The organism is Phytobacter sp. SCO41, assembly GCF_003073275.1.
Taxonomy (GTDB): domain Bacteria; phylum Pseudomonadota; class Gammaproteobacteria; order Enterobacterales; family Enterobacteriaceae; genus Phytobacter; species Phytobacter diazotrophicus.
Genome location: NZ_CP027225.1, coordinates 1,322,769 through 1,348,035 on the forward strand (window position 1 = coordinate 1,322,769; position 25,267 = coordinate 1,348,035).

General features: G+C 52.7%; 19 protein-coding genes and 2 rRNA genes. 8 read left to right on the top strand and 13 right to left on the bottom strand.

Annotated features, from left to right (window positions below; translation table 11 throughout):
* The first annotated feature begins 271 nt into the window (after nt 1-271).
* From C5523_RS06585 to C5523_RS06600, 4 genes are all read left to right on the top strand, one after another.
* A 23S ribosomal RNA gene (locus tag C5523_RS06585) occupies nt 272-3,173 on the top strand.
* Nucleotides 3,174-3,367: 194 nt separating this feature from the next.
* Nucleotides 3,368-3,483: ribosomal RNA gene (gene rrf / locus C5523_RS06590) — 5S ribosomal RNA — on the top strand.
* A gap of 292 nt (nt 3,484-3,775) precedes the next feature.
* Entirely contained in the window at nt 3,776-4,231 is a 456-nt protein-coding gene (locus C5523_RS06595) for a DUF4385 domain-containing protein (RefSeq protein WP_108700814.1), read from the top strand.
* Nucleotides 4,232-4,354: 123 nt separating this feature from the next.
* Complete coding sequence (locus C5523_RS06600) at nt 4,355-5,656, top strand: MFS family transporter (protein WP_108700815.1); 1,302 nt, start codon at nt 4,355-4,357, stop codon at nt 5,654-5,656.
* On the opposite strand, the gene C5523_RS06605 is transcribed toward C5523_RS06600, so the two are convergent.
* The 5 genes from C5523_RS06605 to trxC all read right to left on the bottom strand — a co-directional run bounded on the left by C5523_RS06605 (nt 5,653) and on the right by trxC (nt 11,372).
* Nucleotides 5,653-5,976, bottom strand: coding sequence for a YfiM family lipoprotein (locus C5523_RS06605; RefSeq protein ID WP_039079773.1), 324 nt, complete (start codon nt 5,974-5,976; stop codon nt 5,653-5,655). The genes C5523_RS06600 and C5523_RS06605 overlap by 4 nt on opposite strands.
* A 47-nt stretch (nt 5,977-6,023) precedes the next feature.
* Nucleotides 6,024-7,379: a CDP-diacylglycerol--serine O-phosphatidyltransferase gene (gene pssA / locus C5523_RS06610; protein ID WP_039079545.1), complete on the bottom strand. Its 1,356-nt coding sequence runs from the start codon at nt 7,377-7,379 to the stop codon at nt 6,024-6,026.
* Nucleotides 7,380-7,493: 114 nt separating this feature from the next.
* A complete protein-coding gene (gene pat, locus C5523_RS06615) occupies nt 7,494-10,154 on the bottom strand; it encodes a protein lysine acetyltransferase (protein WP_079496134.1) in 2,661 nt (886 codons plus the stop codon).
* 32 nt (nt 10,155-10,186) lie between these two features.
* Nucleotides 10,187-10,885 (bottom strand): tRNA-uridine aminocarboxypropyltransferase, encoded by a 699-nt coding sequence (locus C5523_RS06620; RefSeq protein ID WP_039079774.1) that lies wholly within the window; start codon nt 10,883-10,885, stop codon nt 10,187-10,189.
* Between the two features lie 67 nt (nt 10,886-10,952).
* On the bottom strand, nt 10,953-11,372 hold the full coding sequence (gene trxC / locus C5523_RS06625; protein ID WP_039079547.1) for a thioredoxin TrxC: 420 nt from the start codon (nt 11,370-11,372) through the stop codon (nt 10,953-10,955).
* A 203-nt stretch (nt 11,373-11,575) separates the two neighbouring features.
* On the opposite strand from trxC, the gene C5523_RS06630 reads away from it, so the two are divergent.
* Nucleotides 11,576-12,655, top strand: coding sequence for a tRNA/rRNA methyltransferase (locus C5523_RS06630; RefSeq protein WP_108700816.1), 1,080 nt, complete (start codon nt 11,576-11,578; stop codon nt 12,653-12,655).
* 85 nt (nt 12,656-12,740) lie between these two features.
* Here C5523_RS06630 and C5523_RS06635 read toward each other — a convergent pair whose 3' ends face one another.
* The 8 genes from C5523_RS06635 to C5523_RS06670 form a co-directional block, all read right to left on the bottom strand.
* On the bottom strand, nt 12,741-13,157 hold the full coding sequence (locus C5523_RS06635; protein ID WP_223878775.1) for a desulfoferrodoxin family protein: 417 nt from the start codon (nt 13,155-13,157) through the stop codon (nt 12,741-12,743).
* 142 nt (nt 13,158-13,299) lie between these two features.
* Nucleotides 13,300-14,970 (bottom strand): medium-chain fatty-acid--CoA ligase, encoded by a 1,671-nt coding sequence (fadK, locus tag C5523_RS06640; protein ID WP_039079549.1) that lies wholly within the window; start codon nt 14,968-14,970, stop codon nt 13,300-13,302.
* Nucleotides 14,971-14,999: 29 nt separating this feature from the next.
* Nucleotides 15,000-16,331 carry an aromatic acid/H+ symport family MFS transporter gene (locus C5523_RS06645; RefSeq protein WP_039079550.1) on the bottom strand — a complete coding sequence of 444 codons (1,332 nt, stop codon included), beginning with the start codon at nt 16,329-16,331 and terminating at the stop codon, nt 15,000-15,002.
* A gap of 62 nt (nt 16,332-16,393) precedes the next feature.
* Nucleotides 16,394-16,678: a ferredoxin family protein gene (locus C5523_RS06650; RefSeq protein ID WP_108700817.1), complete on the bottom strand. Its 285-nt coding sequence runs from the start codon at nt 16,676-16,678 to the stop codon at nt 16,394-16,396.
* The gene (locus C5523_RS06655; protein WP_108700818.1) at nt 16,675-17,967 is read right to left on the bottom strand and encodes an FAD-dependent oxidoreductase; all 1,293 of its coding nucleotides are present in this window, start codon (nt 17,965-17,967) and stop codon (nt 16,675-16,677) included. Before C5523_RS06655 ends, C5523_RS06650 begins: the two co-directional genes overlap by 4 nt.
* A gap of 42 nt (nt 17,968-18,009) precedes the next feature.
* Complete coding sequence (locus tag C5523_RS06660) at nt 18,010-18,945, bottom strand: FAD-binding protein (protein WP_108700819.1); 936 nt, start codon at nt 18,943-18,945, stop codon at nt 18,010-18,012.
* An 18-nt stretch (nt 18,946-18,963) separates the two neighbouring features.
* Entirely contained in the window at nt 18,964-19,728 is a 765-nt protein-coding gene (locus C5523_RS06665; protein ID WP_039079554.1) for an electron transfer flavoprotein, read from the bottom strand.
* Between the two features lie 11 nt (nt 19,729-19,739).
* Complete coding sequence (locus tag C5523_RS06670; RefSeq protein WP_039079555.1) at nt 19,740-20,885, bottom strand: acyl-CoA dehydrogenase; 1,146 nt, start codon at nt 20,883-20,885, stop codon at nt 19,740-19,742.
* A gap of 493 nt (nt 20,886-21,378) precedes the next feature.
* On the opposite strand from C5523_RS06670, the gene C5523_RS06675 reads away from it, so the two are divergent.
* From C5523_RS06675 to C5523_RS06685, 3 genes are all read left to right on the top strand, one after another.
* The gene (locus C5523_RS06675; RefSeq protein ID WP_108700820.1) at nt 21,379-22,545 is read left to right on the top strand and encodes an acyl-CoA dehydrogenase family protein; all 1,167 of its coding nucleotides are present in this window, start codon (nt 21,379-21,381) and stop codon (nt 22,543-22,545) included.
* Nucleotides 22,546-22,669: 124 nt separating this feature from the next.
* Nucleotides 22,670-24,028, top strand: coding sequence for an MFS transporter (locus tag C5523_RS06680; RefSeq protein ID WP_108700821.1), 1,359 nt, complete (start codon nt 22,670-22,672; stop codon nt 24,026-24,028).
* The gene (locus C5523_RS06685) at nt 24,025-25,239 is read left to right on the top strand and encodes a CaiB/BaiF CoA-transferase family protein (RefSeq protein ID WP_107224235.1); all 1,215 of its coding nucleotides are present in this window, start codon (nt 24,025-24,027) and stop codon (nt 25,237-25,239) included. Before C5523_RS06680 ends, C5523_RS06685 begins: the two co-directional genes overlap by 4 nt.
* Nucleotides 25,240-25,267 lie beyond the last annotated feature (28 nt).

The following is a 25,267-nucleotide window of genomic DNA, read 5'->3' on the forward strand; positions in this document are numbered from 1 at the left end:
CTGACTTTCGAGTCATGTTTGAGATATTTGCTCTTTAAAAATCTGGATCAAGCTGAAAATTGAAACGACACACGAAAGTGTGTTCGAGTCTCTCAAATTATCGCAATCAGAAGATGACACTGTAAAAGGTGACGTGAGCGATGTGAAGGCAAGGCGTACCGCACGCAGCGAGCGCAGTGGACTTGATGTCCATGAGCATCGCGAGTACGGAACAACGTAGTATTCACAACGCGCAACAAACCGGACAGAACAAGACATCTTCGGGTTGTGAGGTTAAGCGACTAAGCGTACACGGTGGATGCCCTGGCAGTCAGAGGCGATGAAGGACGTGCTAATCTGCGAAAAGCGCCGGCGAGGTGATATGAACCTTTGACCCGGCGATGTCCGAATGGGGAAACCCAGTGCAATCCGTTGCACTATCGTTTGATGAATACATAGTCAAACGAGGCGAACCGGGGGAACTGAAACATCTAAGTACCCCGAGGAAAAGAAATCAACCGAGATTCCCCCAGTAGCGGCGAGCGAACGGGGAGCAGCCCAGAGCCTGAATCAGCTTGTGTGTTAGTGGAAGCGTCTGGAAAGTCGCGCGATACAGGGTGACAGCCCCGTACACGAAAGCACACAGGTTGTGAGCTCGATGAGTAGGGCGGGACACGTGGTATCCTGTCTGAATATGGGGGGACCATCCTCCAAGGCTAAATACTCCTGACTGACCGATAGTGAACCAGTACCGTGAGGGAAAGGCGAAAAGAACCCCGGCGAGGGGAGTGAAAAAGAACCTGAAACCGTGTACGTACAAGCAGTGGGAGCCTCTTAATGGGGTGACTGCGTACCTTTTGTATAATGGGTCAGCGACTTATATTCTGTAGCAAGGTTAACCGAATAGGGGAGCCGAAGGGAAACCGAGTCTTAACTGGGCGTTAAGTTGCAGGGTATAGACCCGAAACCCGGTGATCTAGCCATGGGCAGGTTGAAGGTTGGGTAACACTAACTGGAGGACCGAACCGACTAATGTTGAAAAATTAGCGGATGACTTGTGGCTGGGGGTGAAAGGCCAATCAAACCGGGAGATAGCTGGTTCTCCCCGAAAGCTATTTAGGTAGCGCCTCGTGAATTCATCTCCGGGGGTAGAGCACTGTTTCGGCTAGGGGGCCATCCCGGCTTACCAACCCGATGCAAACTACGAATACCGGAGAATGTTATCACGGGAGACACACGGCGGGTGCTAACGTCCGTCGTGAAGAGGGAAACAACCCAGACCGCCAGCTAAGGTCCCAAAGTCATGGTTAAGTGGGAAACGATGTGGGAAGGCACAGACAGCCAGGATGTTGGCTTAGAAGCAGCCATCATTTAAAGAAAGCGTAATAGCTCACTGGTCGAGTCGGCCTGCGCGGAAGATGTAACGGGGCTAAACCATGCACCGAAGCTGCGGCAGCGACACTAAGTGTTGTTGGGTAGGGGAGCGTTCTGTAAGCCTGTGAAGGTGTGCTGTGAGGCATGCTGGAGGTATCAGAAGTGCGAATGCTGACATAAGTAACGATAAAGCGGGTGAAAAGCCCGCTCGCCGGAAGACCAAGGGTTCCTGTCCAACGTTAATCGGGGCAGGGTGAGTCGACCCCTAAGGCGAGGCCGAAAGGCGTAGTCGATGGGAAACAGGTTAATATTCCTGTACTTGGTGTTACTGCGAAGGGGGGACGGAGAAGGCTATGTTAGCCGGGCGACGGTTGTCCCGGTTTAAGCATGTAGGCTGGTTATCCAGGCAAATCCGGATAATCAAGGCTGAGGTGTGATGACGAGTCACTACGGTGATGAAGTAACAAATGCCCTGCTTCCAGGAAAAGCCTCTAAGCATCAGGTAACACGAAATCGTACCCCAAACCGACACAGGTGGTCAGGTAGAGAATACCAAGGCGCTTGAGAGAACTCGGGTGAAGGAACTAGGCAAAATGGTGCCGTAACTTCGGGAGAAGGCACGCTGATATGTAGGTGAAGCCCCTGCGGGTGGAGCTGAAATCAGTCGAAGATACCAGCTGGCTGCAACTGTTTATTAAAAACACAGCACTGTGCAAACACGAAAGTGGACGTATACGGTGTGACGCCTGCCCGGTGCCGGAAGGTTAATTGATGGGGTTATCCGTAAGGAGAAGCTCTTGATCGAAGCCCCGGTAAACGGCGGCCGTAACTATAACGGTCCTAAGGTAGCGAAATTCCTTGTCGGGTAAGTTCCGACCTGCACGAATGGCGTAATGATGGCCAGGCTGTCTCCACCCGAGACTCAGTGAAATTGAACTCGCTGTGAAGATGCAGTGTACCCGCGGCAAGACGGAAAGACCCCGTGAACCTTTACTATAGCTTGACACTGAACATTGAGCCTTGATGTGTAGGATAGGTGGGAGGCTTTGAAGCGTGGACGCCAGTCTGCGTGGAGCCAACCTTGAAATACCACCCTTTAATGTTTGATGTTCTAACGTGGACCCGTAATCCGGGTTGCGGACAGTGTCTGGTGGGTAGTTTGACTGGGGCGGTCTCCTCCCAAAGAGTAACGGAGGAGCACGAAGGTTGGCTAATCCTGGTCGGACATCAGGAGGTTAGTGCAATGGCATAAGCCAGCTTGACTGCGAGCGTGACGGCGCGAGCAGGTGCGAAAGCAGGTCATAGTGATCCGGTGGTTCTGAATGGAAGGGCCATCGCTCAACGGATAAAAGGTACTCCGGGGATAACAGGCTGATACCGCCCAAGAGTTCATATCGACGGCGGTGTTTGGCACCTCGATGTCGGCTCATCACATCCTGGGGCTGAAGTAGGTCCCAAGGGTATGGCTGTTCGCCATTTAAAGTGGTACGCGAGCTGGGTTTAGAACGTCGTGAGACAGTTCGGTCCCTATCTGCCGTGGGCGCTGGAGAATTGAGGGGGGCTGCTCCTAGTACGAGAGGACCGGAGTGGACGCATCACTGGTGTTCGGGTTGTCATGCCAATGGCACTGCCCGGTAGCTACATGCGGAAGAGATAAGTGCTGAAAGCATCTAAGCACGAAACTTGCCCCGAGATGAGTTCTCCCTTGTCCTTTAAGGACACTAAAGGAACGTTGAAGACGACGACGTTGATAGGCCGGGTGTGTAAGCGCAGCGATGCGTTGAGCTAACCGGTACTAATGAACCGTGAGGCTTAACCTTACAACGCCGAAGATGTTTTGGCGGATTGAGAGAATTTTCAGCTTAGATACAGATTTTCGGGAACGAAAGATTTTACGCTGAGGCAAGGCGGCAAATGAAGGAAAGGAAGGAGCATACATGAGTATGTGACTGACTTTGCGAATGCAGCCAACGCAGCCACAGTGAAAAAGATTCGTTTCCGGCAACAGAATTTGCCTGGCGGCTTTAGCGCGGTGGTCCCACCTGACCCCATGCCGAACTCAGAAGTGAAACGCCGTAGCGCCGATGGTAGTGTGGGGTCTCCCCATGTGAGAGTAGGGAACTGCCAGGCATCAAATTAAAAGACCTGCACCAGTCTTCGGGGCAGTTCGCTACTCGACAGAGAGTAGGACAAAAGCGAAAGCTTTTGAACGTTGCGCAGCAACGGCCCGAAGGGTGAATCACGAAGTGATTCATACACTGCCAGGCATCAAACAAGTAAGAAGCCCATCCTCACGGATGGGCTTTTTGCGTTTTTATCTCCTGAAAACGATTTTCGACAACTTTCCGTCTCTCCAGCCTGCATAGCATTGCCTTTTAAATAGCCTATCCTTATCCATTCGAGATGTTTAAGGAGACGATAGTTGACCAGCCATTCCTTCAATTACCAGCAAGATTTCGCCAGCATTAATTTTCGTGATCATCCTGAGCGCTATCAGGTGGGACGTGGTGAACAAGGCGTTTTGCTGGTTGAGCCCTATAAGAGTGAAATCCTTCCCTGGTGGCGTTACAAAGATGCTGAGTCCGCTACAACATCAGCTGAAAAAATTTACCAATTATTCGAAACCTATCGACAACAAAATGACTTTGTTGGCATGGATATGGCCCGCAAATTTATACAAATGGGATATACCCGCGCCCGGCGTTACGCCAACTATAAAGGGGGTAAAAAGTATGCTGAGGACGGTAGCATTCAGCAAAGAGGAAATGACCCGGTAAAAGCAGCCGCAGCGGCGATCTTTAAAAAATGGTGGGATAAGATCCGCCAGGATAAAGATTATCTCCGACGCAAGCGCGAACATATCACACGCTGGGGATAAGCGCATTCTTAGGCTAACATTCTGAAATGATAGCAGGCAAATCATTAACACTGTATTAACTTTTTACCCCGGCGTAATCTGATTTATATAAAAAATCGAAGATGTCCAATTAAAGGGGGAAATATGGCAGATGTCACCACTCGTCCTGAGCATAAAACAACCGATTTGACCGATGTACGTCGCAGAGTGTGGGCAATCGTTGGTGCGTCATCGGGAAATCTGGTGGAGTGGTTTGATTTCTATGTTTATTCATTCTGTTCGCTCTACTTTGCTCACATCTTTTTCCCTGCCGGAAATACAACGACCCAGCTACTTCAGACGGCAGGCATTTTCGCCGCCGGATTTCTCATGCGTCCGATTGGCGGCTGGCTGTTCGGGCGTATTGCTGATAGGCATGGGCGCAAAAAGTCGATGTTGATATCAGTATGCATGATGTGTCTGGGATCTCTGGTGATCGCTTGCTTACCGGGCTATGAAAGCATTGGTACGTGGGCCCCGGCATTGTTATTACTGGCAAGACTGTTCCAGGGGTTATCCGTGGGTGGCGAATACGGCACCAGTGCAACTTATATGAGTGAGATTGCCGTTGAAGGACGTAAAGGGTTTTATGCCTCTTTCCAGGACGTAACTTTGATTGGGGGTCAATTGCTGGCGCTTCTCGTGGTCGTTGTTCTTCAGCAGATCCTTGATGATGCTGAGTTACGTGCATGGGGCTGGCGTATTCCCTTTGCCATTGGCGCCGCACTGGCTGTAGTCGCGCTCTGGTTGCGTCGTCAACTGGATGAAACATCGAAAAAAGAGGTACGAGTATTAAAAGAGGCTGGGTCGCTTAAAGGGTTATGGCGTAATCGCCGGGCGTTTGTGATGGTGCTCGGCTTTACCGCAGGCGGTTCACTGAGCTTCTACACCTTCACGACATATATGCAAAAATATCTGGTTAACACGACCGGTATGCATGCCAATGTGGCCAGCATTGTGATGACCGTGGCGTTATTTGTTTTTATGCTTATTCAGCCCGTGATAGGTGCCTTATCCGATCGCATTGGTCGCCGTGCTTCCATGCTCTGTTTTGGTGGGCTGGGGACGCTCTTCACGCTACCTATTTTAAGTGCGCTACAGTATGTCTCATCACCCTATGCCGCCTTTGCATTAGTGATGACGGCACTGCTCATCGTGAGTTTCTATACATCAATAAGCGGTATCCTGAAAGCCGAAATGTTCCCGGCACAGGTCCGTGCGCTGGGCGTGGGCTTATCTTACGCCGTTGCCAATGCGTTATTCGGCGGGTCGGCTGAGTACGTTGCGCTGTCGCTGAAATCGGCAGGTATCGAGACGGCCTTCTTTTGGTATGTCACTGCGTTTTGCGCACTGGCATTTATCGTTTCGTTGATGCTACACCGGAAAGGTAAAGGTATTCGTCTTTAGTGATTGGCTAGCTGCCAGACGGCGTAACCCGTGGTAGCGCCTGCAACATCCCAGGCAAAATCTTTCCAGCTCCAGCCGCTTCCTGCCGGGCGGCTGTCCCAAAACTCTTTTGATGCGCCAAGGCTAACAGAAAACATCAGGCCATAAACGGCACTGCGATCGCGACTAATTCCCTGATGTTGTGCATACTCGTTGCCCGCAGCGGAGAGCATGGCAGAAGCAATAAAATGCTGTGCTTTATCCTGCCCGCTCCATTGGTCATTTGCCATGTGCGCACACCCGGTTAAACACAGTACACTCGTCAATATTAAGCATCGCATCATAGAGGAACCTGAAAAAAAGCCCCATCAAATGATGGGGCCGGGTGTTACAGAATGCGGCTGATAAGTTTATCGATACGAATTCGACGTAAGCGGCGAATGAGCTTGCGTACTTTTACCGGATAGTCGGCGATACTTTGCAGATCGCGATAATGGTTAACTACCGTGGTATGGGTACGGATAAGATCCAGCTCTTTGTCACGCTGAGCCGCTAATTGATGTTTCGGGTCGTGGATCAGAATGGCATTTTCCAGATCCAGGCGCCAGGCACGCGGATTAAGGTTATTCCCCGTCAGCAGCACCCATTCGTCATCAACCCACATCCCTTTCAAGTGATAGCTGTTGTCGTCGTCTTTCCACAAGCGCACGACCAATTGATCGGTATTGACGTAATACTGCAGACGGCTCAGGAAACGGCGCAGGTTAATTTCATACAGATAAGGCAGGGCGCCAATAATTTTAAAAGGTTGATCTTCTGGAATAAAAAAGTCATTAGCCGTTTTATCGCCAACGATAATTTCGACTTTTTTGCCTTCACGCAGGAGCTGAATAATATTGCGTACCAGCACAGCTGGCAGGTTGAAATAAGGTGTGCAGATAACCAGCTTCTCTTCCGCACAGGGCATCAAATGGAAAATGGTCTTATTCAGCAGGCTGGTTTTTCCAAGTCCAACTAATGGCGTAACCGAAAGCTGATCGTTATCGGCATCGCCCTCAAAATGATAGGCCGCGTCGCGTAATTCCTGACGATACAGACGAATATCATTTTTGATTTCAGGGCTCTTAGGACGTTGCGCGTTGTCGAGACGATTTACGCCGCGCCCTTCAATCAGGTTTTGTTTGACCCAGCCCAGCATGATATCGGCCATTTTGGGATTGCGGATAAGCTGGTAGCGGTCGTAGCGGTATTTATCGTGTTGGTGGAGATAGACATCGTTCAGGCTCGCGCCGCTATACAGCACGCTATCGTCGATAATGAAGCCTTTAAAATGCAGTACGCCAAGCGCTTCACGGGTATTCACTGGCACGCCGTAAACGGGAATATCAATGCCTGGGTTTTCCTGCGCCATACGGCAATACCAGTCGGCGTTGGTGTTGGATGCTGCCACGCCAATACGACCACGTTGTGCCCGGTGCCAGTCGACGAGCACGCAGATTTCAAGCTCAGGGCGCTGACGTTTGGCGTCATAGAGGGCGTTCAGGATACCTTTACCGCCATCATCCTGCTCAAGGTAAAGAGCGATGATGCAGATACGGCGTGTTGCGCTGGCAATTTTTTCCAGCAATGTCTCCCTGAAAGTAGCGGGAGAGTAGAAAAACTCTACATCATCAACTGATTGGGAAAGCTTGGGTAGTTGGGCAAGGTGTTGTTGATGTTTATTACGCTTAAATTTTGACAACATCACAGTGCGTTTCTTCTCTGTTTATTGAAAGGGCTTCTGTCCGATAACCCCGACAGAAGCGGACAATGATAACACCAGTACCTGTGAAAGTGGTCAACATTTCCAGTACCTTACTCAGGATTCACCGGTCTGCTTCAGATTCAGGGACAATCCAACGATCCCGTCCTCAAGCTGAATGTCGACCTCGAATCCCAGTTTACGCGCCAGAGTCACCATGCCGCGATTGTTTGGCATAGTAATACCATTCAAACGCTTAAGTCCGTGATCCCGAGTGTAACTGATGAGCTTTTCCAGTAACCTTCGCCCAAGACCCAATCCTTTCAAATCGGAACGAACCAACACAGCGAATTCGGCATCAATGTTATCCGGGTCAGAGATGGCGCGGGTTACGCCAAGGATCTCATCCTTTCCTTCTACCTGACGCACTGCAACAAATGCCATTTCCCGATCGTAGTCGATCTGCGTCATATTCGCTAAATCATCATGAGTAAATTCGTTGATCTCGCTGAAATAGCGGTAGTACAAATCTTCCTTTGTTACCCTGGCGATGAACGCCTGTAGCTGCGGTTCATCCTCAGGAAGAATAGGGCGGAAAAGCGTAGTCTCGCCGTTTTTTAGCTCAACGGTCTCTTCTAGCTGCTGCGGATAGGGGCGAATCGCGAGACGACTTTCACCGTTGCCGCTAAACGCCCCGACCGTGAGGGTGACATCAAGTGCGGTGAATTCATTGCCGGAGGCAAGCAGAGGATGAATGTCCAGGCGCTGGATTTCCGGACAGTGCACAATAAGGTTTGAGACCTGCACCAGGAATTGACTTAGCCCGGCGATATCCAGTGTGCGCAGGGCGCTACGCCCGCGGATCTTCTTATTTTTAATGGCCTGGATAACCAGATAACGCGCCAGATTCATATTCAGCGGTGGTAGCGCAACGGCGGCCTGCTCCTGTGCGCGCCACTCGACGCCGCCTTCTCCCAACATGATAAGCGGACCGAACACCGGATCGGATTCGACGACCACACGAAGTTCCTGCGCACCGGCACGGTTTGCCATGCTTTGTACCTGCAAGCCGTGAACACGCGCCTGCGGCCAGTTCATTTTGACGCGGTCGATAATCGCATCCGCGGCCTGCTGGACCTCTGCCGCAGTGCGCAGGTAAAGCATAACCCCCTGGACCTCAGATTTATGAGGAATATCCGGCGAGCGTAATTTTAGCGCTACGGGGTAACCAATCTGTTCGGCAATATGTACCGCTTCGGCGCTATCACCAGCAATCCACGTCGGCAGTGTCTGGATACCCCAGGCGCTGAGTATCGGCTGCACTTCATGAGTATCAAGCGTGGTTGCCCCTTCTGTGATCGCCTGTTGCAGTAACTGATGGGCTTCGGCCGTATTGGCCGTCAGGTGAGTAGGCAAGGCGGGCGTTTCACGTAATTGCTTCTGGTTACGCCGGTATTCAACCATATGCATAAATGCGGTGATCGTCCCTTCTGGCGTACGGTATGTCGGCAGGCTCGCTTCGCTGAATAACCGTCGCGCTTCCTGGGAAGAATACTCGCCACACCAGTTTGTCAGCACCGTAACGTATTTACCGCGCGGATGTTTTTTCAGCGCCTCAATGAGCGCCAGCGCGCTCTCTCTGCCAGGGGCGGCGGCGCTCGGAGAATGAATAACCATCAGCGCATCAAAATCCTGGCTGTCGAGCAGGATCTCAAGCGCGGTGGTGTAGCGATCATTGCTGGCATCATCGCGTAAATCCAGCGGATTACCCACATTGACATAATCGGGTAATCCATTGCGAAGCCTTGCCAGCGTATCGTCACTCAACTTTGCCAGTTTGCCATTACGCGACCACAGCTGATCGAGCGCCAGTGCGGCAGGGGCGGCACCGTTACTGATGATCATCAGCCGGTCGCCGCGAAGCGGGCGCATGTGACTGAGCGTTTCGACGGCGGAAAACAGTTCGTGGGTGTCTTGCACACGCAGCAGACCGGCACGCTGAATGGCGGCATCCCAAGCCGGATCCAGCCCGGCACGGGTTTGCAAAAGCCGCTGGGCTTCGGGGCTACGGCCACTCTTGATAACCAGAATGGGTTTATTGCGTGACGCGCTGCGAGCCGCCGAGACGAACCGGCGCGCGTCGCTTAAATGTTCGAGATAGAGCAGAATGGCGCTGGTTTTGGTATCACGTGCCAGGAAGTCCAGCAGTTCATCGACGTCGATATCCAGGCTGTCACCCAGCGCAATAAAATAGGAAAACCCCATCTCACGTTGCTGAGCCCAGTCCAGGATGGTGTTGGAGACGGCGGCGGATTGCGAAATAAATGCAAGCTTGCCACGGGTAATCGGTACCGGGGAAAAGCTGGCATTAAGACCCTGCCAGGGCGCGAGTAACCCCATACTGTTTGGCCCGAGCAGGCGCATCTGGTAACGCCCTGCACAGTTCAGCAGTTCGGCGTGTTGCTCAGGGGTGGCAGAAAGAATAATGCAGGTTTTACAGCCCTTCTTACCAAGCTCTTCCAGCAAAGGCAGATTACGTTTTGCATTGGTACAGAGCACGGCGAGGTCCGGCACATAAGGCAGGCTGGCGATATCGGGCCAGGCCAGTACGCCAAGTACGGCTTTGTACGCGGGTGTCACCGGTAAAACCGGCCCGGCAAAACCGCCAGCCAGAAGATTGCGCATCATCAGGAAACCGGCGCGATCCGGTTTCATTGATGCCCCGATCACGGCGATCGACTTGGGACGTAACAACGCTTCCAGCCCACGTTGGCTCATACCGGCCTCCAGTAAAGAGTGACCTGATGATTTTAAACGTTTTCTGGTTCTTTTGCTGTGACGCTACGCTGATGATTCGCTTTACCCGCCAGGTAACGTTCGCGAAAGAGGGAAAAATGGGCGCCCAGACTTTTCGCGGCAGCTTGATCGCCTGCTAAATCGAGAAGCGCAATCGCGACTTCGGCGGTGCAGTACTGATCGTCGGCATGCGACTCGCGCAGACGATAGGCTGAAATCCGTGATAAATCGACGGAGATAACCGGCAGGGCGTCCAGATAGGGGCTTTTGCGAAACATTTTGCGTGCTTCGGTCCAGGTCCCATCCAGCATGATAAATAGCGGCGGTTTTCCACAGGGCGGTGCGGATAATACCTGCCGTTCGTTTCCTGCATAGGATGCGGGAAAGACGACCATCGGCTGATAGTCTTCGCTGTTGCATAAATCAATAAGCGCCTGGGGTGGCTCAGTACGTGACCAGAGAAACGCCGTTGTGTCAGGCAGGATATCGGCGATAAGCCTGCCAGTATTGCTGGGCTTCATGGGTTCCGTATCGAACATCACCAGGCAGAACCGGCTGCGGGCCGTACTGGGTTGCAAGGTGTCGCACAGGCACTGTTGTTTTGGCAGCAGGCAGCGCTGGCAGCGAATAACGCGATTGCCTCGGGCGAGGAAAGGGCGAGTGGAACGAGCAATACGCATTGCCCGGAGCGTGAGTACGGCGTTATCAGTCATGAGAATCGCGTGAAAAACGCCATTGTCGCAGAGCTGAAAACGGGGCACAAGATGTGCCCCGCCAGGATTAGAGAGATTCGTTAAGCCAGCTATTAAAAGGGGCTTTGGGAACGGCGCCGCTTAAGATGTCGACAACCTCGCCATTTTTGAACAACATAATGGTTGGGATGCTGCGGATACGAAAGCGTGCGCTGAGTTCGCGTTCGGCTTCGGTGTTCACTTTGACGAAGCGAACTTTGCCGCTACGCTCTTCCGCCACGTCTTCAAAAATCGGTGCGAAGCTACGGCACGGACCACACCAGGGCGCCCAGAAATCGACAACGACCGGCAGGTCATCTTTCAGCAGTTTATCCAGTGTTTCGCCAGTGGCGTTAATCACATCGCCGTCGAACAGCTCATGTCCACAGCGTCCGCATTTTGCGACATCGCTAATGCGCGCTTCGGGGATGCGGTTAAGCGCCTGGCAGCTTGCACATACGGTATTCATAACTAACCTCGGGAGAGCAGTGGTACAGAGTGGCACAAGGCCGATATGTTTCTAATATGTTACATATTATTGATGAAGTGGTTTTAAACGACAACGCGTTTTATTCAATGAGTACAATAGTCGATAGCTTTTGAACGAATTAATGGCTAAGCGCCGACACATCAGGTAATCTGCGCGCTCGCGCAGCGCTGGTGGAGAAAAGCATGAACGATGAACTGAAAAACAAAAGCGGCAAAGTCAAAGTGATGTATGTCCGCAGTGATGATGATTCCGATAAACGCAGCCAAAACCCGCGTACCGGGAAAGGGCCTGCTCGTAGCGGATCGTCTCGTGCCGATGCTGGCCGTCGCCCCGCTCGCGAAGAGAAAAACAGTGGCCGCCGTCCTGCTCGCGAAGAGCGAAGCAATGATCGTGGTCGCGACCGTGACCGTCCACAGAGTGATTCCCCGTGGCGTACCGTTTCCCGCGCGCCGGGTGACGAGACAGCAACAAAGCCGGATCACGGCGGTATCAGCGGTAAAAGCTTTATCGATCCGGAAGTACTGCGTCGTCAGCGTGCGGAAGAGACCCGCGTTTATGGCGAGAATGCCTGTCAGGCGCTGTTTGCCAGCCGTCCTGACTGCATCGTGCGCGCCTGGTTTGTTCAGAGCGTAACCCCGCGCTTTAAAGAAGCACTGCGCTGGATGGCGGCTAACCGCAAAGCCTACCATGTGGTTGATGAGGCTGAGCTGGCAAAAGCGTCCGGTACTGAACATCACGGTGGCGTTTGCTTCCTGATCAAAAAACGTAACGGTACCAGTGTTGAGCAGTGGGTGGCACAGGCCGGCGCCGAAGATTGCGTTCTGGCGCTGGAAGATGTGGGTAACCCGCATAACCTGGGTGCGATGATGCGCAGTTGCGCGCATTTCGGTGTGAAAGGCGTTCTGTTGCAGGATGCGGCCGTTATCGAATCCGGTGCTGCAGTTCGTACGGCGGAAGGCGGTGCGGAGCACGTGCAGGCGATTACGGGCGATAGCGTTATCGAGGCGCTGGATGCTTTCCGCAAAGCCGGTTATGCCATTGTGACCACATCCAGCCATAAAGGTACGCCGCTGTTTAGCGCCACGTTGCCGAAGAAAATGGTGCTGGTGCTGGGTCAGGAGCGTGACGGCCTTTCCGATGCTGCGCTTGATAACGCGGATCTGAGCATCTCGATTAACGGCACCAATAACGTTGAGAGTCTTAACGTGTCTGTAGCAACGGGTGTGTTGCTGGCAGAATGGTGGCGTCAAAACAAAGCCTGATAAAACCACGATCAGCATGCCTTCACGGCATGCTGATTTCTTCTCTCCTCTGTCTGTTCGCTTTACCCCCAGAGCAGATGCATCATCAAAATGAATGCTTCCATAACCCATGCTGATTGCACCAACTGTATGCGGTGAACCCTCGTTTACAGTTAAATTTGCATCGGCTGCCTTTACAGACCGGACGATCGCAGTAGACGTACGCATCGTTTTCGGCCAGTGCGAAGGTGGCTTCTGGCAGATCGCCTGGCCTGAGGAATTTAAACTGGCCACCCTGAAAGGTATAAACGTAGATCCACAGCAGGCGGTGATCGTCTGTCATCGGATGTGGCGTTGTACCAATATTCACCGTCAGGGTATTTGATTCAAAGCCGCCGGAAATCGTCATCTGCGGCAGGTGGTCTTCTGCCAGCGCATCGTTTGTATTTTGCGGGGTTAATGCACTCAGCGTTTCGTCACAACAGCGTAGTTGTGTCTCGCCGCCGTTGTTATTAATGGTCACAAGAAATTGTCCGCACCGGGGACAGTGATAAAACGTAGGCTCCCCCTGGATAAAAGACGGCTTGGTGCTGTTTTTTATTCGTGTCGATGTTTTCGGCTGTGTTCTGCCGGAAAGGTTATTGTTAATAAGCACATTGGTATCCTTATTTGGATATGGCCTCGTCGAGTGCCGGGGATGCGTTTTCTCGGGAGGCAAGAGCCAGGCGCTGAACGATATCTTTGCGTAACATGAACTTTTTGACTTTCCCGGAGGCCGTTCGCGGTAAATTGTCGACCACCACCAGGTGCTCTGGATATTTATATTTAGCGATGCGTTTATGGGTAAAGAAACGGATGATATCTGCCAGTACCAGAGGTTGTTCTTTATGGGTCAGTACCACATAGGCACATGAACGTTCTCCCAGCCGCTGATCTGGCATCGCGACGACGGCGGCGTCTCGAACATCAGGATGTTGCAACAGAATATCTTCCACTTCCCGGCTACTGATATTTTCACCGCCGCGAACAATGATGTCTTTTTTTCGCCCGGTAATTTTAAGATACCCTGACTTGTCGACCCGGCAATAATCCCCGCTGTAATACCAGCCTTCATCATCAAGTGCCTGTGCCGTTAATTCCGGTTCATCGAAATAGCCGACAAACACATTCGGGCCGCGAGAAGCTTCTTCACCTTCGGTATATTCCGGCAGAGTGTTTCTCTTTTTATCGACGACTCTGATCTCCACTCCGTTCACCGCCGCCCCGTCCGTATTTACCTGCCGAATAAGCGAGTCTTCGGGACGGACGATGGCATGTGGCGCACTCTCCGTACTGCCATATACCCCCAGCAATGGAACTCCGGCTTTGTGGTAATCACGCACCAGTTTGCCCGGAATAGTGGTCCCGCCGCACAGAAAAAAGCGCAAAGAAGAGATATCGCACTGGCGGGCCTGCATCGCCTTAAGCAGATCGCACGCAAACGGTGTTGCCCCCATAATGCAGGTGCATTTTTCCCGTTCAATGATCTCAAGGCACTGCTCCGGGTTAAAAATATCCAGCAATACGCTGCGGGCACCCATCATAAACGGGGCGGTGACCCCATGCATAAAACCCGTGGCGTGGGCGAGTGGTGCTGGCATCAGCATAATATCCGTGCTGTTCAAATTAAGCGTTGCGCAGTAGGCCCGTTCGCTGGCGATGATATTATTGTGCGTCAGCATTACCCCTTTAGGGTGGCCCTCTGTACCGGAAGTGAACAGCAGTGCGGCCAGGTCATCGCTTTTTGTCGCAATGGCCTGAGCTAATGGTGGCGTGTTTGCCAGTATCTGGCTCAAAGACAACTCGTGCCGGGCGGGCTCGAGCTTATCGACCGCAATCACCTTCTCCAGCCAGGGAAGCAGCGGGCGCAGCGCGGGCAGCATTTGAATGGGACGAACATTTTTAAAGCGCGTTGCGGTAAAGAGAATACGAGCCTGACATTTGTTCATGATCCAAGCCAGTTCAGACTCCCGAAATGCCGGGAGCAGCGGCACGACGACGGCGCCGCATTTGAGACAGGCAAGATAGATAACGGTAAACTCACACCAGCCGGGAAGTTGCAGGGCGACCCGATCACCCGGCTGGATACCGTTTTCCACAAGCCACATCGCCAGCGCGCCTGCTGCGTTATCGAGTTCACGGTAGGTATACGCTGTGCCGTGGTTGTCGCTGACGGCGATTTTATCCGCCGACGCCTTTGCCGACAGATGCCAGTAATCCGCCAGCGTCGCGTCACCCCAGTATCCTTGTTGTCGATAACGCATTTTCAGCGCCTCGTTGATTTTCATGGTTGTCATTCCGTCGTTGTCCCTGGACATAACCTGGCCTAATGAGTTTTGGCGATAGCTCTTCGTTGCTTTTTGCAATACAGCGCCAGCGCGCCTGCCACCAGAGGAAGCGGCAGAAACATAAAGACTTCACTGAATGTCCAGCCCGCCGCCAGCATGGCTGAACCCGCACCTGCGCTGGTTATGGCACCCAGACGGCCAACTCCCGTCGCCCAGCTCACGCCGGTGGCCCGAATGGACGTTGGATAAAAATGGGCGGCCAGCGCATAACAACCGGGGCTGATACCATTGACGGTAAACCCGAGCATCAGAACCAGAACACATAGCACCGGCAGTGACGGGATATGCATCCCCAGAATCAGTGCACTGCAGGCGCCCCCCAGCAGGGTAAGAATGATGGCGCAATGCCTGCCCCAGCGGTCCATTTCAATGCCGATGCAGAAATTGCCCATCATGCCGCCAATCTGAAATACCGAACCCATGATGACGGCCTGTGACAGCGTCATCCCGGTGTCCCTGACCATCAGCGGCAGCCAGCTTGATAACAGATAGACACAGAACAAACCGGCAAACAGTGTTAGCCACAGCGCGAGGGTGCCAAAGGTGTATGGCGGATGCAGAAGCGATCTGGCAGTACTGGCATGTGCTTTTTGCGGCTCAGAGGTATAAAAATGGGTCTTTGCGTCGGCAATGCCGGGGACGAATTTATTCAGCAAGTGCGTCAGACGCTGTTTATTCGCGGGGTCTTGAACCAGATATTGCATCGATTCCGGCAGGTAACGTATCAGGATCAGCGCGAATATTAACGGTAATACCCCGCCGGTAATTAAGACGGAACGCCAGCCAAAGGTACCGAGTAATTGCTGGCTCAGCAGACCGCCCAATGCCGCACCGGTATTAAAACCGCAGTGGATTACGGTTGCCAGGCGCGAGCGATAACGCCAGGGGGCATACTCTGCCACCAGCGTGGTGATATTGGGCATCGCAGCCCCCAGCCCCAGGCCGGTAATAAAGCGAAAAAAGGTCAGGCTGGATAAATTCCACGACCACGCAGAAAGCAGGCTGCTTGCACCAAAAAATATGACGGAGCCAATGATGAGTTTTTTACGCCCGTAGCGGTCAGCCAGCGGCCCGGAAATAAGTGAACCGGCAGCCAGACCAAATAAGCCGCTCATCATCACCGGACCTAACATATGGCGGGATATCTGCCAGTCATCGATCAAGGCCGGAGCAATAAAACCTATTGCGGTAACATCAAAGCCATCAATACCTAATACAAAGAACCCTAAAAAAACTATCAGCCACTGGCGTCGGCTAATCGGGTGCTTATCCAGAACGGTACTGATATCAATTTTTTCCTGAGTTGACATAAATCCTCCCCGCACGGGAGAGTGACGTTCACCACAAAGGGTGACGCGAGCGAAAGAGGGGATCAGCCAAAACGAAATTCAACGCCGAAGTTCCCCTGCGGATATTCCCATTTCTCTAATATTGTCCCTTCGCACAACACACGACATGTGCCACATTCCAGACAGCCGGCATAATCAAAATGGATATTTCCTGCCTCATCCTCGCGATATAGCCCGGCAGGGCAGGCAGTGATCAATTTACGAAATTGCGCTTTGTCAGGGGCGGCCACAAGAATGATGTGTGGGGTAGTTTCATCCACTCTGAATTTGTTGACGCCCAGTTTCACATCGACATTTACCGTGCTCATAATGCGCGCCCTCCAGCGATGCCGTCTTTTAATAAATTCATTAACCCGACGCGTTTTCCCTGTTTCAATATCGTCTTCCAGAAGGGCGTCGGTTTGGCGCCATCCACAGTGAAAAGTTCGGACATGATATTGGCCGCCATCTGTGGGTATTGCGTAAAGAGGCGCGGGTTTTCCATCAGGCCAGGCAACTTGCGATAGTGCCGCATATCCTGCAAGACGCAGCTTTTCTCCAGCGCCTGCGCGTATTTTTCAAGCCGGGCATAGCTGAAATCATTACTCTCTTTTGCGGCAATGATGGTTTGCGCTGCGATATTCGCGGCCTCAATCGCCAGATCCATACCCCGCACGGTAAAGCCGAGGTTCAGACACATTCCGGCGGCATCACCCACGACCAGCACGCCATCGCCCGCCAGTTTTGGCAGCATCTCGATTCCGCCTTCTGGTACCAGATGAGCGGAATACTCAAGCAGCGTTCCCCCTTCGATAAGGGGGCGCACCGCCGGGTGCTGTTTAAAATCCTCCAGCATCTGCGGAACCGATTTTTGCGCTTTTTCAATGCCCCCCAGGCCGCACACCAGACCCAGTGAAATGGATTCACGGTTGGTATAGAGAAACCCTCCGCCCATTAAGCCATCCGACGGGGAACCGGCAAACAGCCAGGCCGCGCCTTCGTCACCCGTTACGCCAAAGCGGTCCTGAATGGTTTGGGCTGGCAGTGAAATGAGCTCTTTAACCCCGACGGCGTAATGATGAGGGTTCGATTTTTGTACCAGTCCAATTGAACGACCTAACAGCGAATTTACCCCGTCGGCCAGCACCACCACGTTTGCCTCAAGGACATCCTCCCCGGCCTGAACTCCGGTTACCCGCCCCTGCTGGTGGATTAACGCATCCACCCGCACGCCTGTGATGAACTGTGCGCCAACCGCTTCGGCTTGTTCCATCAACCAGCTATCGAATCCATGACGCAGAACTGTCCAGGACGCTTGTTCCGGGTTCGCATCGCGAGACGGCGCCTGATAATCCAGCGTGACGGCGCTGTCATTGGTCAGAAAAGAGATCTTCTCTTTGGTAATTTTTCGCTCAACGGGGGCGCTTTGCGCAAAACCGGGGATGATCTTTTCCAGGCTGTGGGCATAGAGCCGCCCACCTGTCATATTTTTACTGCCTGCGGTATCCCCCCGCTCAATGACCAGTACGTCCAGCCCGGCTTTCGCCATCACATACGCGGCGGTGCATCCCGCCACTCCGGCACCCACGATAATCGCGTCAAATTTTTCGTCCGACATACTTTTACTCCATTGCCGCCAGAAAGACTGGCGGCTTGCGTCTTATCGTTTTAATAATTCCGTTAACAGGGGGACGACCTTATAGATATCGCCCACCAGACCATAATCGGCGTACTGGAAAATCGGCGCGTTTTTATCTTTGTTAACGGCGATAATGGTTTTGGCGCCATTGCCACCGACCATATGCTGGATCTGCCCGGAAATGCCCAGGGCGAGATAGATATCGGATTTCAGCAGCACGCCGGAAACGCCAACGTAACGTTCGCGATCCATCCAGTGTTCGCCTTCGGCAATCGGACGCGAACAGCCCACTTCGGCATCCAGCGCAGAGGCCAGATCCCAGACCATTTGCAGATCCTCTTTCGCCAGTAGGCCACGGCCAATACCGATGACACGGCGCGCTTTACCAAGGTCGACGTTACTGGCCGTTTTTGACCGCCGTTCACGACAGAGCATTTCATTGGCGGGTGGGATGTAATCCACCTGAGTGAGTGGGGCAGTAGCGGCGTTTACTTCGGCCAACGGCTCATAAACACCGCTCGCCAGCGTGATGACGGCGACAGCGGTATTCACTTTTTCCCGCCCAAATGCCAGCCCGCCATACATGCGATGTTCGGCGTACAGGTCGTCGCCGTTGTGTTCCAGCAGGGTCACGTCATTCACCAGCGCGGATTGCAGCAGCACGCTGAGTTTTGCCGCCAGGCCTTTGCCACGGCGTGTCGCGGCCAGTAGAATCAGCGTTTTGCCGTCTTCTTTTCTGACAAGCGAGGCGAATGTTTCCGCATAGTTTTCGACGCGCTGCTTATCGGTTTTGCCACACAGCAAATAGACCGCGTCTGCCTGTTTAACCTCAGTAACGTCACGCTCATCCCATATCACTGCGTTAACGTGTTCACCCAGTTGTCGTGCGCCAGCGAGCAGATCTGCATAGCGATCGGCACTGTCGCTGAATACCCAAACATTATTGATTTTGCCCATGATGCTTCTCCGCTGCCCTTAGCTCAACGCGTTGGTCAGATAATCACGCAGGCGAGAGACCTCTTCCTGCCCGTCGCCTTCAATGATGATGTGTTTGCGTTCCGTCTGTTGCGGCGCGTAGACGCCAGCTAATTCAGTCCGCGCTGAATCCGGTGCCCAGTCAATGTCACCCGCGCTCCATTGGGTGACGCTTTTCTTCCCGGCGCCGAGGATGGCTTTCATCGAGGGGATGCGTGGCAGGTTGATATCCGATGAGACGCACAGTACCGCCGGGAGTGGCACATCCAGCACTTCTATTTCATTTTCCAGAGTGCGCTCAACGGTGACGAAGCCCTCTTTGAGTTCAATTTTGCTGACGCCGTTCACCGCCGGGAGCTGCAACATTGCACCGACCAGCAGCCCGGTTTGCTGGGCGTACATATCGCCGGAACCTTCGCCACAGATCAGCAGGTCGAAGGCGATTTTCTGGCTCGCGGCAGCAATAGCGCGTGCGGTGTCATAGGGCAGGGAACTGGCCAGACGATCATCGCGAACCAGGTAAAGCGCATTGGGACCACGTGAAAGGGCGTCTTTACGCAGTTTGGCGTTATCGAGCGCTTTTCCCCCTACGCTCAGGGCCACCACTTCATGGCTTTCCCCCGCGAGCTGAACGGCGGCCTCAATTGCGTTGAGATCAAAGGGGCTGATTTTTTCCCCGGCCTTGTCTGTCGCCAGGGTTCTGTCAGCCGTGATAACGATATCCTGTTCCTCAGGAACCAGTTTGTAGCAGGCAATAAATCTCATGGCATATCCTATTATTTTTCATACTGTTTCAGGATCTGGCGAGCGGAGATGTAAACCATAATCTCGTCGGTGCCGCCGCCAATGCGGTTTACGCGGGTGTCGCGCCAGAAGCGGGATACGCGGCTGTCATCGGTGTAGCCGAGACCGCCCAGAATTTGCATCGCATCGTCAATCACCTCGCAGGCCGACTGAGCGCAGTACAACTTGCACATCGGGGCGGACAGACGCATCGATAAATCGTTGTCGCACTCCCAGGCGGTGCGGTAGACCATGTTTTTCATGTTCTGAATTTTGATGGCCATTTGGGTCAACTTGAGCTGTATCATCTGGAACTGGCCAATGTTTTGGCCGAACTGAATGCGCTGATTGGCGTAGCGCGCAGCATCTTCGAAGGCGCATTCCGCCACCCCCAGCGAGTGGGCGGCAATGACCAGGCGTTCGATATCGAAGTTTTGCATCATATGGATAAAGCCATAACCTTCCTGGCCCACCATGTCGCTCTCTTCTAACTCAACGTTATCCAGAAAGACTTCGCAGTTGCTGACCATATGCCAGCCGACTTTATGCAGATTGTTGCGTTTGACGCCGGGGGAATTGGGATCCAGCCACCATAAGGTGAAACAGCGCTTAGGATCTTCCGGCTCGGGATTGCGTGCCAGCACCAGCATGTAGGGGTAATCTTTTGCACCGGTGATAAAGGTCTTTTGACCATTCAGATACACTTTGCCGTTCTTACGGGTGTAGGTGGTGGCGATGCGATTGTTGTCTGAACCGGCCTGGGGTTCGGTAAATGCCAGAGAGTAGGCGGGGATCCCCGTCAGGCCCACCTCGGCGGTTTTGGCCAGTTGCTCTGCGTTACCAAACCGCTGCATGTTATGGATGCATTGCCCCTCGGTCATGATGTAGGCCGGGGCGCCCATGCGGGCAATTTCTTCGAGCACCAGTACCTGGGTCATCATGTCGGCGGGCACGCCGCCCAGCTCTTCGGGAATGCCCAATAAACCAATGCCGCTTTCGGCTAAGGCATTGAAGAACTCGCGCGGGAAAGTCCGTGTCTCATCGCATCTTTTGAAATACTCTTCGGGAAAATTACGGGTAATCAACTCCCGAATACTTGCTAATAGTAATTCCTGTTCTTCGGTCAGGCTAAAGTCCATGACGCATCCTCTTGATAGGTTCTCCGGTGGGGATTTATAAAATAAAGCACTCCCCGGCATTATTATCGCCGATCATTCTGTCCGGTTCGCCAGCTTTTATAATTACTGGTTCGAATGTTGTTTTATCTGGAATAATAATTACAGGTGTTTCGAGGATATATAGACATATCTCACTTGATCCTGGACAAAACGAACATTAAAGCCCGTTTTGTGATGCGTGTTGGTAATTTTTAAATTTTTTATCGCCTGATTATTTTATTTATCTATTTGTTTTTATTGTTATTTTGTGTGACATCGCTACATCATGTATGTTCGATTTGTCCAATAATTGGTTGGATATGTCAATATCAAGCCTTTGCGCCACTTTTTATAATCCCGGTGTCAATTCGTGAAGAAAGACGAAAAGGGGCCCAGGATTTATTGCAACTTACATTGGTATCGTCTGAATTCTTCAATGGTTATTTAATCATTTAATATGAAGTGGGGTTGGTATATGGCTATTTTATCTCAACAGCAACTGGAAGCACTGAAAGAAAAAGTCAGAAAAGTCACGGAAACAGAGTTGGAGGAAATCCAACTGGTGGTTGAGCGAACTAATGTCTTCCCGGACTCCTATTACGACGTATGTCGCAAAAATGATTTATTTCGCCTGGCCATTCCTGAAGAGTTTGGCGGTCTGGGACTGAACTGCGAGCAATTCTTTTCCGTCATGGAAGAGTTCTGCCGCGGCCCTGGCGGTATGCGTATGAACCTGCACCATGCTAACGGCCTGAACTGGCGCATCATGTATGACCATGGCGCCCCCGACCTTCGCGCTAAATGGCTGCCGTTACTGGCCAATAAAGATGCTTACATCAACTTTGCACTGACCGAAGCAGAGTGTGGTTCCGGGGCGGATATCCGGACAACCGCAGTAAGAAAAGGGGATAAATACATTCTCAATGGTACCAAGACCCTGATCTCCCATACGGATATTTCTGACGGTAGCTACGTTATTGCGGTAACGGATGAAAGCAAACGCAAAAAAGGGGGATTAACCGCTTTCTTTATCGAAACCAACACGCCGGGTTATTACATCGATCCGATGCCACACATGATGGGCTGCCGTGGCGCGGGCCATGCATATCTGCGTTTTGAAAACTGCGAAGTGCCTGCGCACAACATTATGGGCAAAGAGGGTGATGGTCTGGATATCTTCATGGATGCGTTGGCGCACTCCAGAGCGATGATTGCTGTTACCTGCCTGGGCATGTCGCAGCGCTTCCTGGAACTGGCGATTGCCCGTGCGAAGGATCGTGTGACGTTCGGTAAGCCACTGGTAGCGCGTCAGGCCATTCAGCAAACGCTGGCAGACATGGGCACTCAGGTTCATGCCCTGCGCGTAATGCTGCGTGATTGCGCGCAGAAATTCGATCGCGGCGAAGACATCGAGATGGTTTCGGCGATGTGCAAACTGCACGGTATTGATACGGTGCGAACTGTGTCGGATAGCTGCCTGGAGATCTTCGGTGGGATTGGTTACTTCGAAGATAACCCGTATGGCCCGGTGGAAAGAATGTATCGCGATGCACGCGCGCTGTGGTTTGAAGAAGGCCCGCGTACCGTTCAGCGCCTGACGATTGCACGTCCGCTGATTGCCGCCGCGGGTGAAATTCGCTAATCCGCCTGAGCCCATGCAACGAAGGGATATCATGGGATGTTATTCCGTTATATCCCGCCTGTGATCGCACACTGCGCGTGATTTCGTGGGTGCGATCATTCTTATTTTCTCGCGAGAGTGACCTATGAGTACATCACCTGGGAATAGACGTTGGGGCATTATTGTTCTGCTGATTATTGATTATTTCGTTATGTTTGTTGCCCGTAGCAGTATGTCGATGTGCGGGCCGGCACTGATGCATGAATATGGCTGGACCGCCATTCAGTTTGGCTGGGTCTCCACCGCATTTTTTATTGGTTACGCGATAACAATGTTGCCGGCAGGGCTGCTGGCTGACCGCTTTGGCGGTGGGATTGTGCTGGTAACCGGTACCTTGTGGTGGGTCGTTTTTACTTTCTTAACACCGCTAGGTTCCACGCTCGGCATCATGATGCTGCTGCGTATTCTGGTTGGCGTCGGGCAGGGGCTGCTGGTTCCGGCGAACTTTTCGCTGGCGGCCAGATGGGTACCTAAAAGTGAATCCGGCAAAGCGACCGGCTTACTACAGGTTGGTTGTCCTGCGGGGATCGCCTTTGCCATGGTGCTGGCGGCCTGGATTATTCAAACCTGGGGCTGGAAATCCGTTTTTTACATCGTCTCTGTGCCGGGGTTAGTGTGGTGCCTGCTGTGGTGGTGGCTGGGTAACAGTCGCCCGCAAATGGATAATCGCATCAACCGTCAGGAGCTTGCGTATATTCAGGCGGGGCAGGCCGTTGCTAACGCGGAACCATCCGCCCAGAAAGAGACGGCAGGGGGCGATCTGACGAAAGCCGATATCCTGTCAACACCCTCTATCTGGGCCTGTGCGTTGTGTTACTTCTGTACGAATTATCTGTTTTTTCTCTTTATGACCTGGCTGCCGACCTATTTCGCGATGGGACGCGGTATCGATCTTAAACAAAGCGCGATTTACTCCATGCTCCCGTATCTGGTGGCCATTCTGGCTTATCCGCTCGGCGGTCTGGTCACGGACGCCGCCTGTCGGCGCTTTGGGCAAAATATCGGGCGTAAGCTCTCTCCGGTTGCCGGACTGCTGCTGGCCGGGGTGTTTCTCATTCTGGGGACGCGAGCAAACAGCCTCTGGAGCGCGGCTACGCTCATCTCCGCCTCGAATTTTTTCCTCTGTTTCACTATGGCTGCGCATTTCTCCATTCCGATTATTTTCTCCCAGAAAAACACCGGCATGCTGGTGGGGTTGAACGGCGTATTTGGCACGCTGGCGGGTATTCTTTCGCCGGTTCTGGCGGGATGGGTTATTGATGTTTCCGGACAGTATGAGTACGCGCTCTATCTGGGGGCAAGCATCGCCATTCTGGGCGCATTCTTCATGCTTATCGCCCGGATTAAACCCATTGAAAAGAAAGGATTGCACGAGAATTTGCGCGGCGCGGGCGGACTGGCGGGGCGACAGGGTTTTTCCAAAATGAAGGAGCATGACTTATGAGGCCATTAGAAGGCATTAAAGTAGTGGATTTAACGTCATTCCTGGCAGCACCCACCGTGGCACGTATTCTGGGTGACTGGGGGGCGGATGTGATCAAAATCGAACCGCCGTCTGGCGATCCGGGACGTACTCAGGCTTCTGTGTTCAACATGCCTTACGAGGATGACGAAAACCCGGCATTTGATATCTCTAATGCTAATAAACGATTCCTGTGCCTGAACCTGAAAAAAGAGAGCGCGAAAGCTATTGCGTACCGCATCCTCTCGACGGCAGATGTCGTTGTGACCAGCTATCGCACAAAAGCGCTTGAACGGCTTGGGTTTTCCTGGGAAGAGTTGCACTTGCGCTTTCCACGCTTAATCTTCGCGCAGATCCTGGGGTATGGCGAAAAAGGGCCGGAAAAAGACACCGCCGGGTTTGATGCGACGGCTTACGTTTGTCGCGGCGGGATCCTTGGGTCAACCAATGAGCGCGGCGAAACCCCGATCAACTCGGTAAACGGCTTTGGTGATTTTCAGGCGTCCATGTGCCTGGTGTCGGGTATTTGCGCTGCGCTGTACGGGCGTACGCTTTCGGGAACGGGCGAGAAGGTGACGGTTAGCCTGCACCATACGGCGCTGTTTATGATGAGCATTGCCGTGACCTCAGCACAGTACGGCAACGTCTATCCGAAGTCGCGCTGTGAAGTCTCCAACCCGTTCAACAACACCTATAAAACTCTTGATGGGCGATGGATGGTCATTTGTATTCCGGAATACGATCGCTTCTTCAATAAGTTTATGGTGCTTCTTGGCCGTGAGGATCTGGTCGACAGTCCGGAATTTTGCCGTATTGCCGATGTGAACCAGTTTGGCCGTAATCGGGACATTATCAATATTATCAGTGAGCAGGTCGCTAAACGTCCGCTTAGCGAGATGATGCGGCTCTTAAAAGAAAACGATTTTGCCCATGAGAAAGGGTATACCCCGGATGAGATTCTGGAAGATGACCAGGCATGGGCGACCGACTGCCTGCGTCACGTTGAGTACCCCACGGGAAATAAACGGGTGCTGGTGACGCCGCCTGTTACGATCCACGGCATGGGAGAATCGCAGATCCAACCGTCCCGGCGACTGGGATATCACTCACAACAAATTCTGAGTGAATATGGATACTCAGCTAAAGATATCGAGTCGTTACGTCAGGAGGGCGCAGTCATTTTACCCGCCTGACGATCTCGTTTTTTAAATCGTTTGCTGC

Coding starts and splice junctions, on each gene's coding strand:
- C5523_RS06600 (WP_108700815.1), top strand. CDS start 4,355: ATGGCAGATGTCACCACTCGTCCTGAGCATAAAACAACCGATTTGACC.
- C5523_RS06605 (WP_039079773.1), bottom strand. CDS start 5,976: ATGCGATGCTTAATATTGACGAGTGTACTGTGTTTAACCGGGTGTGCG.
- pssA (WP_039079545.1), bottom strand. CDS start 7,379: ATGTTGTCAAAATTTAAGCGTAATAAACATCAACAACACCTTGCCCAA.
- pat (WP_079496134.1), bottom strand. CDS start 10,154: ATGAGCCAACGTGGGCTGGAAGCGTTGTTACGTCCCAAGTCGATCGCC.
- C5523_RS06620 (WP_039079774.1), bottom strand. CDS start 10,885: ATGACTGATAACGCCGTACTCACGCTCCGGGCAATGCGTATTGCTCGT.
- trxC (WP_039079547.1), bottom strand. CDS start 11,372: ATGAATACCGTATGTGCAAGCTGCCAGGCGCTTAACCGCATCCCCGAA.
- C5523_RS06630 (WP_108700816.1), top strand. CDS start 11,576: ATGAACGATGAACTGAAAAACAAAAGCGGCAAAGTCAAAGTGATGTAT.
- fadK (WP_039079549.1), bottom strand. CDS start 14,970: ATGACAACCATGAAAATCAACGAGGCGCTGAAAATGCGTTATCGACAA.
- C5523_RS06645 (WP_039079550.1), bottom strand. CDS start 16,331: ATGTCAACTCAGGAAAAAATTGATATCAGTACCGTTCTGGATAAGCAC.
- C5523_RS06650 (WP_108700817.1), bottom strand. CDS start 16,678: ATGAGCACGGTAAATGTCGATGTGAAACTGGGCGTCAACAAATTCAGA.
- C5523_RS06655 (WP_108700818.1), bottom strand. CDS start 17,967: ATGTCGGACGAAAAATTTGACGCGATTATCGTGGGTGCCGGAGTGGCG.
- C5523_RS06660 (WP_108700819.1), bottom strand. CDS start 18,945: ATGGGCAAAATCAATAATGTTTGGGTATTCAGCGACAGTGCCGATCGC.
- C5523_RS06665 (WP_039079554.1), bottom strand. CDS start 19,728: ATGAGATTTATTGCCTGCTACAAACTGGTTCCTGAGGAACAGGATATC.
- C5523_RS06670 (WP_039079555.1), bottom strand. CDS start 20,885: ATGGACTTTAGCCTGACCGAAGAACAGGAATTACTATTAGCAAGTATT.
- C5523_RS06675 (WP_108700820.1), top strand. CDS start 21,379: ATGGCTATTTTATCTCAACAGCAACTGGAAGCACTGAAAGAAAAAGTC.
- C5523_RS06680 (WP_108700821.1), top strand. CDS start 22,670: ATGAGTACATCACCTGGGAATAGACGTTGGGGCATTATTGTTCTGCTG.
- C5523_RS06685 (WP_107224235.1), top strand. CDS start 24,025: ATGAGGCCATTAGAAGGCATTAAAGTAGTGGATTTAACGTCATTCCTG.